Raw genomic sequence first — 16298 nt, forward strand, 5'->3', positions numbered from 1 at the left:
TCTTATCCGCTGAACTGAATTCGGTGGAGTTGTGCATAAGCGCCATCATGCGCGATTAGCTCCGCGTGTGCACCTCTTTCTACAATACGACCATCATCAACCACTAAGATCTCATCGGCTTGTTCGATAGTAGAGAGTCTGTGAGCGATAACCAATACTGTCTTATCCTTTTGCAGTTCTTCTAACGCAGATTGGATCGCTCTCTCTGATTCAGTATCCAAAGCCGATGTGGCTTCATCAAGAATCAATACTGGAGCCTCTCTTAACAACGCTCTTGCAATAGCAATACGCTGTCTTTGGCCACCTGATAGAGTACTACCATTCTCACCCACAACTGTATCAATGCCATTTTCCATGCCTTCGATAAACTCACTTGCATGAGCAAGCTTAGCCGCGTGTTCAATCTGTTCTCGGGAATATTGTTCTTCCGCTGCGTAAGCAATGTTGTTTGCGACCGTATCGTTAAATAGGTGTACATTTTGAGAAACAAGCGCAAAGTGCTCACGTAAGTTTCTCAATTCGTAATCACGAATGTCGTGGCCATCAAGTTCAATAGAGCCTGAGTCTACATCATAAAAACGAGTAAATAGGTTCGCAATGGTACTTTTGCCTGAGCCCGAACGGCCAACGAGAGCAACGGTCTTGCCTTTCGGTATATTAAAACTGACCTTATTAAGCGCTGGTTTCTCAGCACCTTGGTAAGTAAATGTCACATCTTTTACCGCAACTTCACCCGTTACGGTTTTAGGCTTCAACGTACCTTTGTTTTGCTCCGTATCTAAATCCATCAAACCAAATAGGGTAGTACTCGCCGCCATACCACGTTGGAACTGAGACGTTACACTCGTCAGTGCTTTTAATGGACGCATTAAGCCGAACATCGCAGAGAAAATAACAGTAAATGTACCGGGGGTTAGCTCAGCTCGAATAGAGTCAAAGCTAGCTAAGATCAACACCGTCACAACTGCAATAGACGCTATCATTTGAATGATTGGATTCGCTGCCGCTTGTGCTGTTACTAACTTCATACTCTGTTGGCGCATTTGGTTGCTAACTTGATCAAAACGTTGCTTCTCTATATCTTGACCACCATAAGTGAGAACCACTTTATGGCCTTTCAACATTTGCTCTGCCGAAGAAGCCACATGACCCATGCTGGTTTGCATGTTTTTAGAGATCTTTCTAAATCGCTTAGAAACTATAGTAATAGCCCAAGCGACAACTGGTGCAACCGCAAACAATACCAAAGACAACTGCCAACTATTCCAAAACATTAGCGTCAGCAAACCAATGATGCTGGCACCTTCACGAACGATACTCACCAAAGCTTTACTGGTCGCAGCAGATACTTGCTCTGAGTCATAAGTAATTCGAGATAGCAGTGCGCCCGTCTGTTCTTTATCAAAAAAAGATACAGGCATGTGCATGAAGTGACTGAAAATTTTACGTCTAATCTCCATCACTACATTGCCAGAAACCCAACTCAAGCAATAGGTTGAAACGAAGCCACTCACTCCACGAATGAACATCATGGCAAAGATAATGATCGGGAGTGTGCGTAAAAAGTCAGATTCAGCGTTACCAAAACCTTCATCAAGCAGAGGCTTCAGTAAAGAAATCATATAGGTATCAGAAACGGCATTTATAATAAGCGCAATAACCGCAACACCAAGGCCGGCCTTATACAGTCGAATATAAGTCCAAAGTCTTTTAAATGTGACCCAGGTAGTTTCATCTGTTTGTGTTGACATAGAATCGCTTAATTTTCTCACAATAATCTATCTATTCTACTCCCTTACGAAGCATCTGCCTATACCACTGCCTGCCTTGTTGTTCTCTAATCGTATGATATTTCCAACCTTCCTGACTGATAGTGATGGTTATTTGTCCGCTTTCCCCGGTATCAAGCCAAGCACCGCCCGTTTTATGATAACGCTCAATCACAGATTTGCTTGGCATTCCCCACTGATTACCTTTGGCCAAAGAAGCGATGGCTAACTGAGGTGAAACTGCCTCAATAAACGGCTTAATCGACGACGAATTACTACCATGATGCGGGACAAGCATCACGTCGCTCTTGAGCCGCTGACCTTCTCGAGCAAGTAACCACTCACTTACCCGTTCAATATCACCAGTTAGCAACATCGAGAACTCAGAATTAGGCTCAAAAATCCTGACCACACACGAATGTGGGTTATACGCCCTCTTTACTTTTTGAGGTGGCCATAAAACCTCAAACTCTAGGCCCTGCCAGTTCCACGCCTCTCCCAAAGTACATGTTTGGATATTCGACTGAACTTGAACAGTTGTTTGTGTTTGTTGATTGATGTTCTGACTGGCTCTTATCCACTTAGGATTGTAGTTTTCAAGTAACACCGGATAGCCACCAGCGTGATCAGAATCGAAATGACTCACTATCACACCTTCCAACTCATGAATTCCCCTCTGATTTAAAATAGGGATCAGCAAGGATTCAACAATCGAACCTCCCGGCCACGCGTTGCCGAGATCGTAAACAACGACCTGATTGTTCTTTTCCAAAACTAAAGACAACCCATGCCCAACATCCAAGATATCGATTGTTAATTTTTTTTGCTGCTTACCAAACTCCCACCACAGTACAAACACTGCAATGACCAATATTGAAAGTGTTCGTTTGAGATACCGACTGACAAATCCGAAAAACAAGATGAGAAACACAGACAACACCATAGTGTGGTTATCCACTTCAATCCAAAATTGTTCAGAGAAAGGAAGGCTAATTACGAGAGGCTCAAGTGACAAGTCGACCAACGTCCATAGTTGTTCAGAAAAACCATTGCCTAACACTGTTAGGCTCATCATGTCAGGCACTGACTCCAATATTAAGCTAATTAACATCGCAAGAAACAGTAGCGGGATCGTCACCATCGATACCCAAGGCAAAAGGAGCAAGTTGTAGAGAACAGAGATTAGACTCACCCCTTTGAAAAACAGTATCGAAAAGGGAGCGATAAGAAATGTCAGCATCAGCTGAATCTTGATGAGCTGCAGCACTCGATCGATAAGAGTGGCGTTTAAAGATGATGACTGACTATTCAGGGCAATATAAATAACGGCACCCAACGCACCAAAGGACAGCCAAAAGCTGCTCGACAATGCTGAAAACGGCCAAATCAACAAAACCACACACAGGCTTAAGGCGACATACCGAAACCAACTGATATTTTGCCCACGCCACAAGAAATAGCTCGCGATAATACACATCACCAAGGCTCTCAAGGTTGGCAGCGTAAATCCAGCAAACCAACTGTAGAAATAGGCTAAGCTGAGCCCAAATATTGTAGGAAACCAAAGAAATGAAGGTGAGAGTAACCTGAATATCTTTCCTACCTGATAGCCAATACCAAAGGCAATCCCAATATGCAGCCCCGAGATAGCCATCAAATGAATCAAACCGCTACTTTTGAGCAAATCCCAACGCTGAGGATGAATAAGGTCTCGGTAACCAAAACTCAAAGCCATAATGAGGTCTTGGTTTGCTAACAGACTTAACCTTTCAAGACGATTCTCAAACCAATGGGACCGCATATTGGTATTGGTATGAACTCGATATTTGGTACCGGCTCTGTAAGTTGCATTGGCAACCACACCGGTACTAAACAAATACTTTTCTAGATCAAAACCTGCTTCATTGAGTTTACCCCACACCGGTTTTATTGAGGCTGATAAATAGACATCATCCCCGAGCGTCAACTTAAAAGGAGTAAACAAACGCAATTTTATCAATTGAGGAAGGATTAATTTTTCGCCGCCAATTGATCTGGCTACTATTACGCTTTCAAAACCGTGGCTATTTTCACTAAAAAGGCTAACAACCGAAGCATTTATGGTAGTATTCTGCCCTGATTGGAATAAATGACTCGTTTGTATTTCAATCGCATTCCCTAGGCTGATAACTAGTATCAATGCTGTTGCTAGACCTCTTGCACTCCGGAAAACGCTATACTGTGTTGATGCTAACAGTAACAACAGCATCAATGGTGCCCAAACCCAATGTGGCATCACAGGCCAGAAGCTGGCAGACACAACTGTCGCAGCAAATGAAATCAAGAACCACGTGTTAAACAAGAGAGTAGCTTCCTCCTATGCCAAGAAAGTTTATCAAACGATTTATGCCTGACCATGAGCTCATCAAGCGTCAGAAAGCATTGAAAGTTTTTGGCAATGTTTTGTACAACCCCAACTTATGGTGTCTTAATCGTCGCTCTGCGGCTGGTGCGTTCGCTGTTGGGTTATTCATGGCGTTTGTCCCTTTACCAAGTCAAATGATTATGTCTGCAGGCCTTGCGGTCGCATGTGGTGTAAACCTACCGCTGTCTGTCGCACTAGTTTGGATCAGTAACCCTGTGACTATGCCTGTGCTGTTCTACTTTGCTTATAAAGTAGGCGCATTTGTGATGCATGTGCCGCCTCAAGCCTTTCATTTCGAACTGTCTTGGGACTTCATCTTGGCGCAAATGAGCACCATAGGACCTCCGTTCCTATTGGGTTGCCTGATTTGCGGCGTGGTTTCTGCAATGGTTGGCTATTTTGGTATTCGCGGGTTATGGCGTTACTCAGTAGTAAGAAGCTGGAAGAAGCGTCAAGCTAGGTACTGAACCATTTTCCCTGATTATTCAATCTATCCTTGTATGTGCTTCACTTAAAACGCACATAAGTTAAAGTCAGATGAACCACTGAACCCTGCAATATTGGTATGTAACCAAAGTAGTAAAGAATACAAAGTGAATTCAATAAAAAAGGATCCCATCAGGGATCCTTTTTTGTTTGTATCGATTGTATATAGCAAATCATGCCATGACGTATTACTTAAAGCATTACTTCGAACTAAGCACCGAGGCTGGGTTTAGCTTGGCCGCTCGTGAGGCTGGATACCATGTAGCAAGTAAGCTCAACACAATCGCGGTACCGGAAACCACAACAACATCCGTCATATCAAGTTGTGATGGCAAGAAGTCGACAAAGTAGATATCACCGGACAAAAACTGGTGGTCGACCAACTTTTCGAGCCCTTTGATAAGCGTAGTGAGATTAAGCGCCACCAAGACACCTATCGCACTCCCGACTAAGCTGCCTAATACACCCGAGAATACGCCCTGCCAAACAAAGATGCGTTTAACAAGGCCGTCTGATGCGCCCATAGTTCTTAAGATCGCGATCTCCGATGCTCTGTCTTTGACTGCCATCATTAAGGTCGAGACAATATTGAAACAAGCCACACCAATAACCAGTACCATCACCAGATACATGATGGTGCGAACCAATTGAATATCTCGATACAAGAAACCAAACTTCTGTTGCCAGCTGCGTAGGTACACATACACATCAAGCTGGTTACCCACTTCACGCACAATAGAGTTCGCATTCAGCACATCGGTCACTTTTAAAGAAACTCCGGTTACTGCCTCGCCTAGGTTTGCGTAAGCTTGAGCATCGCCAATCGGGATTAGCGCCAAGCTGTGGTCTATCTGGCCATTAAGCGTCAGTAAGCCAACCACTTTCACTCGAACTCGTTTTGGCGCCTGAACTTTCACAGAACCGTTAACCGTTGGAATCATCAAAGTCAGATAGTCACCCACTTTTGCCCCCAACACGTTAGCCACACCAGAACCTAAGATGATTTGTTGTTGCCCTGCTTTAAACTCGCTCCAAGCTTGTTTATCGATAAATTTCGATAGGCTTGATACCTGTTGTTCAAGTTGTGGGTCAACACCGCGAACTTCAATTGCTTTGAGTTCTTTGCCCTTTTCAGCAAGCGCGGTAATTTTTACATAGGGTGCTGCAGCTACAACTTTATCATTTTTCACCGACTGCTCAATCACATGCTCCCACCGAGTAACTGGCTCATTCACTCCCTCGAATTCACCATGTGGGATAACAGAAAGTACACGTGACTCAAGCTCTCGCTCAAAACCATTCATCGCAGATAAACCAATGATGATCACGGCAACACCCACGGCAATACCAATCGTCGAAGACAAAGAGATAAATGACACCATCTTGTCTCGTTGTTTCGCTCGGCTAAATCGGCCACCTATCAATAGAGATAAAGAAGAAAACACTTAGCTCTCCTCTTTTTCTACGTTGACCAACAAACCGTCTTGCATGTGAAGTTGACGATCCATCTTGTCAGCAAGTTCACCATCATGAGTCACAACCAAAAAGGCCGTGTCGTACTCGCGGTTTAGTTCTCGCATTAAGTCGTATATAGAAAGCGCTGTGTTGTGATCAAGGTTGCCGGTAGGCTCATCCGCCAACACCAAAGCAGGTTTATTGACTAACGCACGAGCAATTGCCACACGTTGCCTCTCACCACCAGAAAGCTCTGAAGGTCGGTGGTCAACACGATGACTCAATCCAACTTTATCCAACAGACGTTGCGCTTCTTCTTTTGCTTTAGCTGGCTTTTCACCACCAATCAGCAGCGGCATTGCCACGTTTTCTAACGCTGAAAAGTCCGAAAGAAGATGATGGAATTGATAAACAAAACCAAGATGCTGGTTGCGAAGCTTCGCTTGCTTATTCGAACTCAAAGACGCCAAGTCTTGTCCAAGAAAGCTTACGCTACCGTCAGAAGCATCATCCAACGCCCCCAAGATATGTAATAGCGTACTTTTACCCGACCCAGAAGTACCAATGATAGCAACTAGCTCACCCTTTTCTATTTCGAAGCTAACTCCCTTGAGAACCTCAGTATCTAACGAGCCTTCACGGTACGTTTTACGGATATCATTACATTGAAGAAAATTACTCATAACGAAGGGCCTCAGCAGGTTTCACAGACGATGCACGATAAGAAGGGAATACAGTGGCAATCAGGCTAAGTGCAATAGCCAGAACCACAACAACAGCGATTTGAATTGGGTTAATTAGAATTGGCAACTGTCCACCAAATGAAAACAGAGCAACACCCATTGCCTCTAAAATAGTATTGAGGTTCATCGCTAAGGCAACGCCTAACACGCCACCTGACAGAGCACCAATCACGCCGCTACTTGCGCCTTGAACCATGAAGATCCCCATCACTTGACCATCAGTCATGCCTTGGGTTTTAAGAATAGCCACTTCAGATTGTTTCTCCATCACCACCATGATAAGCGCAGAAATAATATTGAAAGCAGCAACGCCGATGATAAGCCCAAGCATTAAGCCCATCATGTTTTTTTCCATTCGAACGGCCTGGAATAGCTCACCACGTTGGTCTCGCCAATCGCTCCATAACCAACCTTCAGGTAAAGGCTGATTAGACAGTTTCGCTACTTCAAATGGGTCTTTAAAAAACAGTCTCCATCCTGAAATAGTGTCTGACTTGTAACGCATCAAACGCCCAGCATCTTTGATATTTGTCACCATCAATTGAGCATCGATATCAGAGCCAGTGTTGAAGATACCAGCTACTGTGAAATTTCGTTGGCTAGGGATACGTCCTAACGGAGTGTATTGGCTAGCACTGGTCACCATTAGGCGAACTTTGTCACCCATAGATACCTTCAAATTTCTCGCCAAGGTATGGCCAAGAAATAGTTGATACTGACCCGCTTCAAGTGAAGACAATCTACCCGCAATCAAGTGGTTCTGAAGAGGGTCATCTGAATTAGGTTCAATGCCGATCAACAGACCTGCAGATAACTGAGCAGGACTTTGAATTACCGCTTCGCTGCGAACAATAGGTTCAACGTGACCATTGAGCGACATTTGCTCTGCAAAATCAGGCGCTTGAGCAGAAAGTGACGTAGTGCCCCCTTGCTCGTAAACGACGGCTTGAGGAAGGACACCGAGAATTCGGTCTTTTAACTGCGCTTCGAATCCATTCATTACCGATAAAACAGTAACCAAAGACAGCACACCAATGGTGATACCTGCCGTCGACATGTAAGAAACAAAACGGCTAAAGCGATCACCTGAACGACCTTTCAAATAGCGTAGGCCAACAAACAACGAAATAGGATGAAACATACTTTGAACCATCTAAAGGGGATGCGGGTTAATGTAACGGGTATTGCTGTTACTGTGTAGGGGTTAATTGAAAATATAGAGTGAATTAACTCAATTAGTTAGGCTTGAAAAACAGAACCTTGTCAAATAACCAAATTTCAAACAACTATTTGAGACTTTCAATTAACTGACCTTGATTACTGCGGCCACATAGCGATAATCAATAGGTCACTTCAAGGAACTAACGCATGACAGAACAAGAGTTTTTCACCGTTCACCACAGCCTTACCGCTAATATTGAGCCAATGGACAGTAACTTCGCTTTACCTTCTCAAATTCAGTTCGAATCGGAGATCCCTGCCCCTTTTGTTGTGGCAAGTGAGTTTAGCCAATTGGACCTGTTAGCCGACAGTGCTCGCAACGAACTGAAAAACAGCGACTTGAAGAATGTAATCAGTTTATTGGATGCACAGAACTCTAAACTAAACCTCTTGTTGAGCTTTATGTTGTCGCAACAAGATGATGAACAATTTCGTACCCACACGTATTCATTTGGCGCGAGTCAGTTCTCTTGTTTTTCCAAAACAGATATCGAAGCGGGTCGCTTGGTTAAAGCTAAGCTCTTTATCGAGCACCCAGCCGCCGCTATTTATTGCTACGCGGAAGTCTTCGCTAGCGAACCAAAAGATTCAGGCTTCGAAATCAAATTCAAATACGCTCATCTTCGTGATACTGACCAAGACTTGCTGATCAAAGCTGCGCTTCATCAACAACAAAAGCTCTTACGTCAACGCTCTCTAGAACGAGATAACAAGTAAATAGACATGACAAAACAATCCATTTTTACACTACCTAAACTCAAAGGTGCCGGTGATAAAAAACACATCGGTAACCTAGTTGGTTCATCTCTCGCGCTTGCTATCGCTAAACTTGCCGAGCAGCATAACAGCCATACAGTGCTTGCAGTGCCCGATCCTCAGATAGCACTCAAGCTTCAATCAGAAATTGAACAATTTACGCCACATGAAGTGGCACTATTCCCTGATTGGGAGACACTGCCATACGACAGCTTCTCACCACATCAAGAGATCATTTCTGATCGTATAGCGCGGCTTTATGCACTGCCAACGTTAAAAGATGGCATCACGATAATACCGATCAGCACGCTACTACAACGTCAGTCACCACGTGATTTCTTGTTGCAGCACACCTTAATGGTGAAAACGGGTGATCTGTACTCGCTTGAGAAGCTGCGTCTTCAACTTGAAAAGTCTGGCTATCGTTACGTAGACCAAGTGTTTGGCCCTGGTGAGTATGCGAGCCGAGGTTCAATTCTCGACTTGTTCCCAATGGGTAGCAAAGACCCATATCGTATTGACTTTTTCGATGACGAAATCGACACGATCCGCACTTTCGATCCTGAAAATCAGCGCTCTATCGAAGACATCTCTGAGATCCGTTTGCTACCAGCACACGAGTTTCCAACCTCTGAAAGTGCTATTGAAGATTTCCGCATTCGCTGGCGCCAACAATTTGATGCGCGCCGTGAACCAGAATCGGTTTATATGCAGGTTTCAAAAGGTACTTGGCCTGCCGGTATTGAATACTGGCAGCCGCTGTTCTTCGACCATACTGAAACCTTGTTTGATTATGTTGCCGATGAAGCGCAAATCTTAGTTCTTGGAGATGTCGAAACAGCCGTTGATGCTTTCCTTACCGACGTTGCTCACCGATACGAACAGAGAGGCGTTGATCCACTTCGACCATTGCTAACACCTGAACAACTTTGGTTGAAGAAAGATGAGTTGTTCGCTCACTTTAAGCAAAAACCACAAGTTAACCTAAGCTTAGACGCGGTTGAAGAAAAAGCTGGCCGCATCAACCTACCGGTTGCATCACTGCCAGACTTGAGTGTTCAGCATCAAAACAAAGAGCCTCTGGCCAATCTCAGAAAATTCACGGAAGCCTTTGATGGCAAAGTAGTATTTTCAGTTGAGTCTGAAGGTCGCCGTGAAGCCCTGAGTGAATTACTCAGTGGTATTAAAGTACGACCAAGTGAAGTTGAAAACCTGGATGCGGCCATTAAGGCGAAAGACAAGTTCAGCCTCATATTAGGTTCGGCTGAACACGGGTTTATCCAGGAAGAGCAAAACATCGCTCTTATCTGTGAAAGTGATTTGTTAGGCGATCGCGTTGTACAACGTCGCAAGAAAGACAAGAAAAGTGTTAACAGCGATACCGTAATCCGTCACTTAGCGGAGCTTAAACCGGGTCAACCGGTTGTTCACATTGACCACGGTATTGGTCGCTATATCGGCTTACAAACACTTGAAGCCGGTGGCATGAAAACCGAATACGTGACACTTGAGTATCAAAACGATGCCAAGTTGTACGTGCCCGTTGCGTCTCTGAACTTGATTGGCCGTTATTCAGGTGGTGCTGAAGATTCTGCACCACTGCACAAACTCGGTGGCGAAGCATGGCAGAAAGCTCGCAAACGCGCTGCAGAGAAAGTCCGTGACGTTGCCGCAGAACTACTTGATGTTTACGCTAAGCGTGAGCTCAAACCTGGATACAAATTTGTATTGGACCGCGGTCAATATGCGACCTTCAAATCGGGCTTCCCATTTGAAGAAACCGACGACCAAGCGATGGCAATCAATGCTGTAATGTCTGACATGTGCCAAGCAAAAGCCATGGACCGCTTGGTGTGTGGTGATGTGGGCTTTGGTAAAACAGAAGTCGCAATGCGTGCCGCGTTCGTGTGTACCGATAACAACAAACAAGTGGCTGTGTTAGTACCAACGACGTTACTTGCTCAGCAACACTTTGAAAACTTCCGAGACCGTTTCGCAAACCAACCGATACGTGTCGAAGTGCTGTCACGATTTAAATCAGCTAAAGAACAGAAATTGATCATGCAAGATGTTGCCGACGGTAAGGTCGATATCTTGGTGGGTACTCACAAGCTTCTTTCCAGTGACCTTAAGTTTAAAGACCTTGGCTTGTTAGTCGTCGATGAAGAACACCGCTTTGGTGTGCGTCAAAAAGAGAAAGTGAAAGCGATGCGCGCGGATGTCGACATCCTCACGCTAACCGCGACACCGATTCCAAGAACGTTGAATATGGCAATGAGCGGTATGCGTGACCTTTCGATCATAGCCACACCACCCGCACGACGCTTAGCAATCAAAACCTTTGTCCGTGAGAGTGATGACGCGATTGTCAGAGAGGCGGTGCTGCGTGAAATCATGCGTGGTGGTCAAGTTTACTTCCTGCACAACCAAGTCGATACGATTGAAAAGACGGCTGAGTCACTGCAAAAACTGATTCCAGAAGCGCGTGTCACCGTTGCCCATGGCCAGATGCGAGAGCGCGAACTAGAGCGCATAATGAATGACTTCTATCATCAGCGCTTTAACTTGCTGGTGTGTACAACCATCATCGAAACGGGTATCGATGTACCAACGGCAAATACCATCTTAATGGACAGAGCCGATAACCTTGGTTTAGCGCAACTGCACCAACTGCGTGGGCGCGTGGGTCGCTCTCACCACCAAGCTTATGCCTACTTGTTAACGCCACATCCAAAAGCAATGACCAAAGATGCCATCAAGCGATTAGATGCCATTGCTTCACTTGAAGACTTGGGCGCCGGCTTTACGCTAGCAACCCATGACTTAGAGATACGTGGTGCAGGTGAACTACTCGGTGATGAACAGAGTGGTCAAATCCAGTCGGTTGGCTTTACGCTTTACATGGAGATGCTAGAACAAGCGGTTGAGGCATTAAAAGAAGGTCGAGAGCCGTCACTTGATGACCTATTGCGTGAACAAACCGAAATTGAGATGCGTCTACCTGCACTGTTGCCTGATGACTACATCCCAGACATCAATACGCGCTTATCTACGTACAAGCGTATTGCGAGTGTGAGTGACACGGATGAACTGGCCGAGTTGAAAGTTGAGCTAATTGATCGCTTCGGCCTTCTGCCGGATGCAACCAAGAACTTGTTGTCGGTTTCGGAGCTAAAATTAGCAGCCGCCTTTATCAAAGTGAAAAAAATTGAGGCTCACGATAAGGGTGGATTCATAGAATTCTACCCAGACGCTGACATAAACCCAACCTACCTTGTTAAACTGTTGCAATCTCAACCGCAAAAGTTTTCAATGGAAGGACCAACAAAGTTCAAGTTTACGATACCATTGGTCGACAGACGGAAACGAATTCAATTTGTTAGTGATTTATTGGGCGAATTCAGACAGAACTTGCTGCCTTCAGCATAAGACCCAATCCACTTGCACATATAAATTATCCAGCCGGTAGTTCGGCTGGAAGACGGAGTAAAAATGAAAAGACTGATCCCACTGCTACTATTGTTCGTCTCATTGCCAAGTTTGGCGCAGAGACAATTTGATATAGAAGTGATCATTTTTAAGCGTGCTGTTGATGCCGAAAAAGTGAACGAATCTTGGCCTAACACACAGCCTAAGATTTCACTTGAGCGCGTTGGTTCATTTCAAGACACCCAATACAGAGCAAAGAAAGGCGTTCAGATGCTTCCTTACTCGGAATACAAGCTAACGCCTCAGAAAGACAAACTACGTAAACACGCTGGTTTTGAAGTGCTGATGCATACGGCTTGGCGTCAAGGCGACCAAGGTAAGAGCTCGGCACCTGTTTTCCACATTCAAGCTGGTAAAGATTTCTCTAAAGACTTCAACGCTGACGGATCAGAGAAAAGTGCGGTAACTGCAGCAAATACTGATGGCTTCAAAGAAGAAACCATTGATAAGCCGCTATACGAATTAGACGGCAAGCTACAAATCTACGTTCAGCACTACCTCTACGCTGAAACAACATTGGACTTGAAAGCGCCGAGTGTTCGTGAAGTCACTCTACAAGAACAACAAATAGAGCTAGATTCACCAGTAAGTGGTGCAGAAAGTAACGTTCAAGTAGGAAACCTAACTGAGATTTCTCCGACTGTTGAAGTAGAAGAGTTCCTTAAGAGCTATCGCATGGACCAAAAACGTCGTATGCGCAGTACTGAGACTCACTACCTTGATCACCCGCTTCTTGGCATGGTGATTCAAGTTCGACGTGTCGCGCAATAATTAGCCTAATAAGAATAGCTCAGTAACTCAGCTATTCTTATATAGAACCGAACTTGATGCATTCAATACGCCCTCCATTGTGAGGGCGTTTTATTACGCGGTACTTACTATCCTTATCTACACGTTACTTGGTACGCCCTATGAGCCCTGATTTTCAGATCAATACACAAAATCTTAGCCTCAAAATCATTGAAGCCTCAGACGCTCAAGAATTTTCGCAGCTGGTTAAGTCCTCCCCGAGTTTAATGCCATGGCTCGACTGGTGCCACGACGAGTTTTCTATTGTCGAGGCCGAGAAATTCATTCTGGCGACTCGCTTAAACTGGGTTAAAGCCGATGCGTTTGGCTTTGGTATCTTCGAGCGAAAAAACGATAAGTTAGTTGGTATGGTGGCCATTAATGAGCTTTACCACACCTTTAATATGGCAAGTTTAGGTTATTGGGTGGGTGATGAATTTCAGAGGAAAGGGATAGCGAAAGAAGCGATGCTTGCCCTATTTGAATTTTGCTTCGCGCTGCTCAAGTTAACACGTTTGGAGATTGTCTGCGATACAGAGAACCTACCTAGCCAAAAGCTAATCGAAAAATGTGGCGCTGAGCGTGAAACCATTGCTAAAAATCGCTTTATCTTTAAGGGTAAGCCAAAAGATGGCGTGGTTTATTCCGTGCTACCTCCGACCTCTTAACAGCTTTAATAGCTTTAATAGCTTTAATAGCTTTAATAGCTTTAATAGGATAACAACACGTAGTCGACACAAAAAAAGAGCTCCGAAGAGCTCTTTTTTATTATCAGCATAACGCCTTTAGGAGGCTTACCTGATTAGTGAAGCTTCAGGTTTGGACGAAGTACACGGTTAATTCGACCAACCAACATCATCAGCGATGTTTTAATTAGCCCGTGAAGCGCCATCTGGTGCATACGGTACAAAGAGATGTAAACGATGCGAGCAATACGCCCCTCAACCATCATCGAACCTTTAGTCAGGTTACCCATCAAGCTACCTACCGTAGAAAATCGGCTTAAAGAAACCAGTGAGCCTTTATCTTTGTAGATGTAATCTTTTAGGTCGCGACCGTTCAACTTAGCAATGATGTTGTTAAACGCACAGCTTGCCATCTGGTGAGCCGCTTGTGCTCGTGGTGGAACGAATGAACCATCTGCTTGCGTACATTGCGCCAAATCACCAATAGCAAAGATGTTGTCGTCAAGCGTGGTTTGTAACGTATTTTTCACAACCAACTGGTTGATACGGTTAGTCTCAAGACCACCAATATCTTTCATGAAATCCGGTGCTTTAATGCCTGCAGCCCAAACCATGATTTGTGCTGGGATTTTCTCACCATCTTTAGTCGTTAGTCCGTCAGCATCAGCTTGTGTAACCATTGTAGTCGTGCGTACCGTTACGCCAAGCTTAGTTAGCTCAGAATGTGCTGCGCTAGAAATACGAGGAGGTAGAGCTGGAAGAATACGTTCGCCCGCTTCAACAAGGTTAACATTCAGCTTGCTTGAATCTAGATCGCCGAAGCCGTATGTACGAAGTTCTTTAACCGCGTTGTGCAGTTCTGCAGAAAGCTCAACACCTGTCGCGCCAGCACCAACAATAGCAATATCTACTGTGCCTTGGCCGTTCTTAGCGTGTAGCTTTAAGAACTGGTTGTTCATTTCTGTACGGAAACGGTGTGCTTGCTCTGGGCTATCAAGGAAAATACAGTTGTCGCGAACACCTGGAGTGTTGAAGTCGTTTGACGTTGAACCTAGCGCCATCACAAGAATATCGTATTCAAGTTCACGGCTTGGCATAAGCAGTTCACCGTGATCATCTTTTAGTTCGCTCAGAGCGATCACTTTACGTTCACGATCGATGTCGTTCAGGCTACCCATTTGGAAATCGAAGTAATGGTTTTTTGCGTGTGCGCGGTAGCTTAACGCATCAACACCCTCGTCCAGTGAACCTGTTGCTACTTCATGAAGTAATGGTTTCCATAGGTGGCTTGCTTTACGGTCAACCAGAGTAATCTGAGCACGTTTTTTACGACCTAAAGTGCGGCCTAGCTTAGTTGCTAGTTCTAAACCACCAGCACCACCGCCTACTACGATAATTTTTGTCACAATGACAATCCTCTACAAAATGAATAAATGGGGTTCGGCTCGATTACTCCAACCGATAAATTCTATGTGTCTACTCGGCCTGAATGCGAAGGCTGCTACAAATAAGATAACCGCGAAAAAGAATAACGACAGCTCTCCGAGTAGTTAGAGGGATTACAAACAACAAACATTGGTTTGCCGCTTTGCTCACGTGGATAAAAAAGGTGACTACCTGAGAGGTAGAGCACAAATAATGGGCAAGTTTTATCACTCGCTCTCAATTTTTCTTGATATTTATCAAAATATTTTGCTTTAGAACATTATATATAGCAAAAAGATGACCGCAACAAAAATCCTTGCCCGTTATGAGGATTCGCAGCGAATTAGTTAACGTTTGCGCAAGCTTATCTATAAATGCGCAAACTCATAGATAAAACATATACAACCGTTTTATTAATGCCAGTTCCTAGGATTCAGATGTAAAAAAAACAGCACTCAAATGAGTGCTGTTTTTATAAAGTAACCGGAATAATTAGGCGTTTTTGAATGCTTTCATTGCCTGAAGATGTTGGGAGAGTTTTTTGAACTTATGACTCTCTTTTTCGTCCCAGATGACATCATAATAATCTTCTAACGCGGCAGCTGTTTTGGTATTGTCGTGAATCTCATCTTCACGAGAAAGCACCACTAAACAGCGACCTTTGTTCTTCATACGATATTGCGCAACACACTTAGTCGCGATGTCTTCGTACTCTTCTGGACGGTCAATTCGACCTACCATGTTGTTCTCAGGGTGCAGATTCGGATTGAACACCACCTGCTTAATACCACATAAGAAACCAATACGTTCAGACCAAAAGCCACCTAGGCCTACACCACAAATGATCGGATGCGGATCATCAGATTGCTCTATCACTTTATGCACTTCTTTTAGCAAATGTTGCATATCGTGTTTTGGGTGCAAAGTACTGTAGTTGATGAAACGAACGTCATCATCAATGAATTGCAACTGCAGTATTTTTTCGTGATTGCCCGGGCTAGTTGAGTCGAAGCCATGTAGATAAATAATCATTAGTACCTCCTTGTTGAATATTGGTACGTTTTAATTAATCTAA

Annotated in this window: 12 protein-coding genes; 5 read left to right on the forward strand and 7 right to left on the reverse strand. The window is 44.4% G+C overall.

Features of this window, described 5'->3' with window-relative positions:
• Positions 1-2 precede the first annotated feature (2 nt).
• Both msbA and BCU75_RS14105 read right to left on the reverse strand, forming a co-directional pair.
• Positions 3-1751 carry a lipid A ABC transporter ATP-binding protein/permease MsbA gene (gene msbA / locus BCU75_RS14100; RefSeq protein WP_102474231.1) on the reverse strand — a complete coding sequence of 583 codons (1749 nt, stop codon included), beginning with the start codon at positions 1749-1751 and terminating at the stop codon, positions 3-5.
• A 31-nt stretch (positions 1752-1782) separates the two neighbouring features.
• The gene (locus BCU75_RS14105) at positions 1783-4110 is read right to left on the reverse strand and encodes a DNA internalization-related competence protein ComEC/Rec2 (protein WP_102474232.1); all 2328 of its coding nucleotides are present in this window, start codon (positions 4108-4110) and stop codon (positions 1783-1785) included.
• Positions 4111-4127: 17 nt separating this feature from the next.
• Between BCU75_RS14105 and BCU75_RS14110 the strand changes: the two genes are divergently transcribed.
• A complete protein-coding gene (locus BCU75_RS14110; protein WP_017078948.1) occupies positions 4128-4640 on the forward strand; it encodes a DUF2062 domain-containing protein in 513 nt (170 codons plus the stop codon).
• A 219-nt stretch (positions 4641-4859) separates the two neighbouring features.
• Here BCU75_RS14110 and lolE read toward each other — a convergent pair whose 3' ends face one another.
• From lolE to lolC, 3 genes are read right to left on the reverse strand one after another with little or no spacing between them, the layout of a single operon-like run.
• Positions 4860-6104 (reverse strand): lipoprotein-releasing ABC transporter permease subunit LolE, encoded by a 1245-nt coding sequence (gene lolE / locus BCU75_RS14115; RefSeq protein ID WP_076676706.1) that lies wholly within the window; start codon positions 6102-6104, stop codon positions 4860-4862.
• Positions 6105-6797 carry a lipoprotein-releasing ABC transporter ATP-binding protein LolD gene (gene lolD / locus BCU75_RS14120; protein WP_102278349.1) on the reverse strand — a complete coding sequence of 231 codons (693 nt, stop codon included), beginning with the start codon at positions 6795-6797 and terminating at the stop codon, positions 6105-6107. It abuts the gene before it with no gap.
• Positions 6790-7998 carry a lipoprotein-releasing ABC transporter permease subunit LolC gene (lolC, locus tag BCU75_RS14125; RefSeq protein ID WP_102474233.1) on the reverse strand — a complete coding sequence of 403 codons (1209 nt, stop codon included), beginning with the start codon at positions 7996-7998 and terminating at the stop codon, positions 6790-6792. The genes lolD and lolC overlap by 8 nt, the downstream gene beginning before the upstream one ends.
• A gap of 227 nt (positions 7999-8225) precedes the next feature.
• Between lolC and BCU75_RS14130 the strand changes: the two genes are divergently transcribed.
• The 4 genes from BCU75_RS14130 to BCU75_RS14145 all read left to right on the forward strand — a co-directional run bounded on the left by BCU75_RS14130 (position 8226) and on the right by BCU75_RS14145 (position 13780).
• On the forward strand, positions 8226-8795 hold the full coding sequence (locus tag BCU75_RS14130) for a hypothetical protein (RefSeq protein WP_009847150.1): 570 nt from the start codon (positions 8226-8228) through the stop codon (positions 8793-8795).
• A 6-nt stretch (positions 8796-8801) separates the two neighbouring features.
• Positions 8802-12263 carry a transcription-repair coupling factor gene (mfd, locus tag BCU75_RS14135; RefSeq protein WP_102474234.1) on the forward strand — a complete coding sequence of 1154 codons (3462 nt, stop codon included), beginning with the start codon at positions 8802-8804 and terminating at the stop codon, positions 12261-12263.
• A 63-nt stretch (positions 12264-12326) separates the two neighbouring features.
• Positions 12327-13094, forward strand: coding sequence for a peptidoglycan binding protein CsiV (locus BCU75_RS14140; RefSeq protein WP_102474235.1), 768 nt, complete (start codon positions 12327-12329; stop codon positions 13092-13094).
• A gap of 140 nt (positions 13095-13234) precedes the next feature.
• Entirely contained in the window at positions 13235-13780 is a 546-nt protein-coding gene (locus BCU75_RS14145; RefSeq protein WP_102466921.1) for a GNAT family N-acetyltransferase, read from the forward strand.
• Positions 13781-13914: 134 nt separating this feature from the next.
• On the opposite strand, the gene BCU75_RS14150 is transcribed toward BCU75_RS14145, so the two are convergent.
• Together BCU75_RS14150 and ycfP are read right to left on the reverse strand one after the other, a co-directional pair.
• A complete protein-coding gene (locus tag BCU75_RS14150; protein ID WP_076676718.1) occupies positions 13915-15204 on the reverse strand; it encodes an NAD(P)/FAD-dependent oxidoreductase in 1290 nt (429 codons plus the stop codon).
• A 511-nt stretch (positions 15205-15715) separates the two neighbouring features.
• Positions 15716-16255, reverse strand: a complete 540-nt coding sequence (ycfP, locus tag BCU75_RS14155; RefSeq protein ID WP_076676720.1) for an alpha/beta hydrolase YcfP — start codon at positions 16253-16255, stop codon at positions 15716-15718.
• Positions 16256-16298: the final 43 nt, after the last annotated feature.

Origin of the sequence: Vibrio splendidus (assembly GCF_002873455.1) — a bacterium.
Lineage (GTDB): Bacteria > Pseudomonadota > Gammaproteobacteria > Enterobacterales > Vibrionaceae > Vibrio > Vibrio splendidus_J.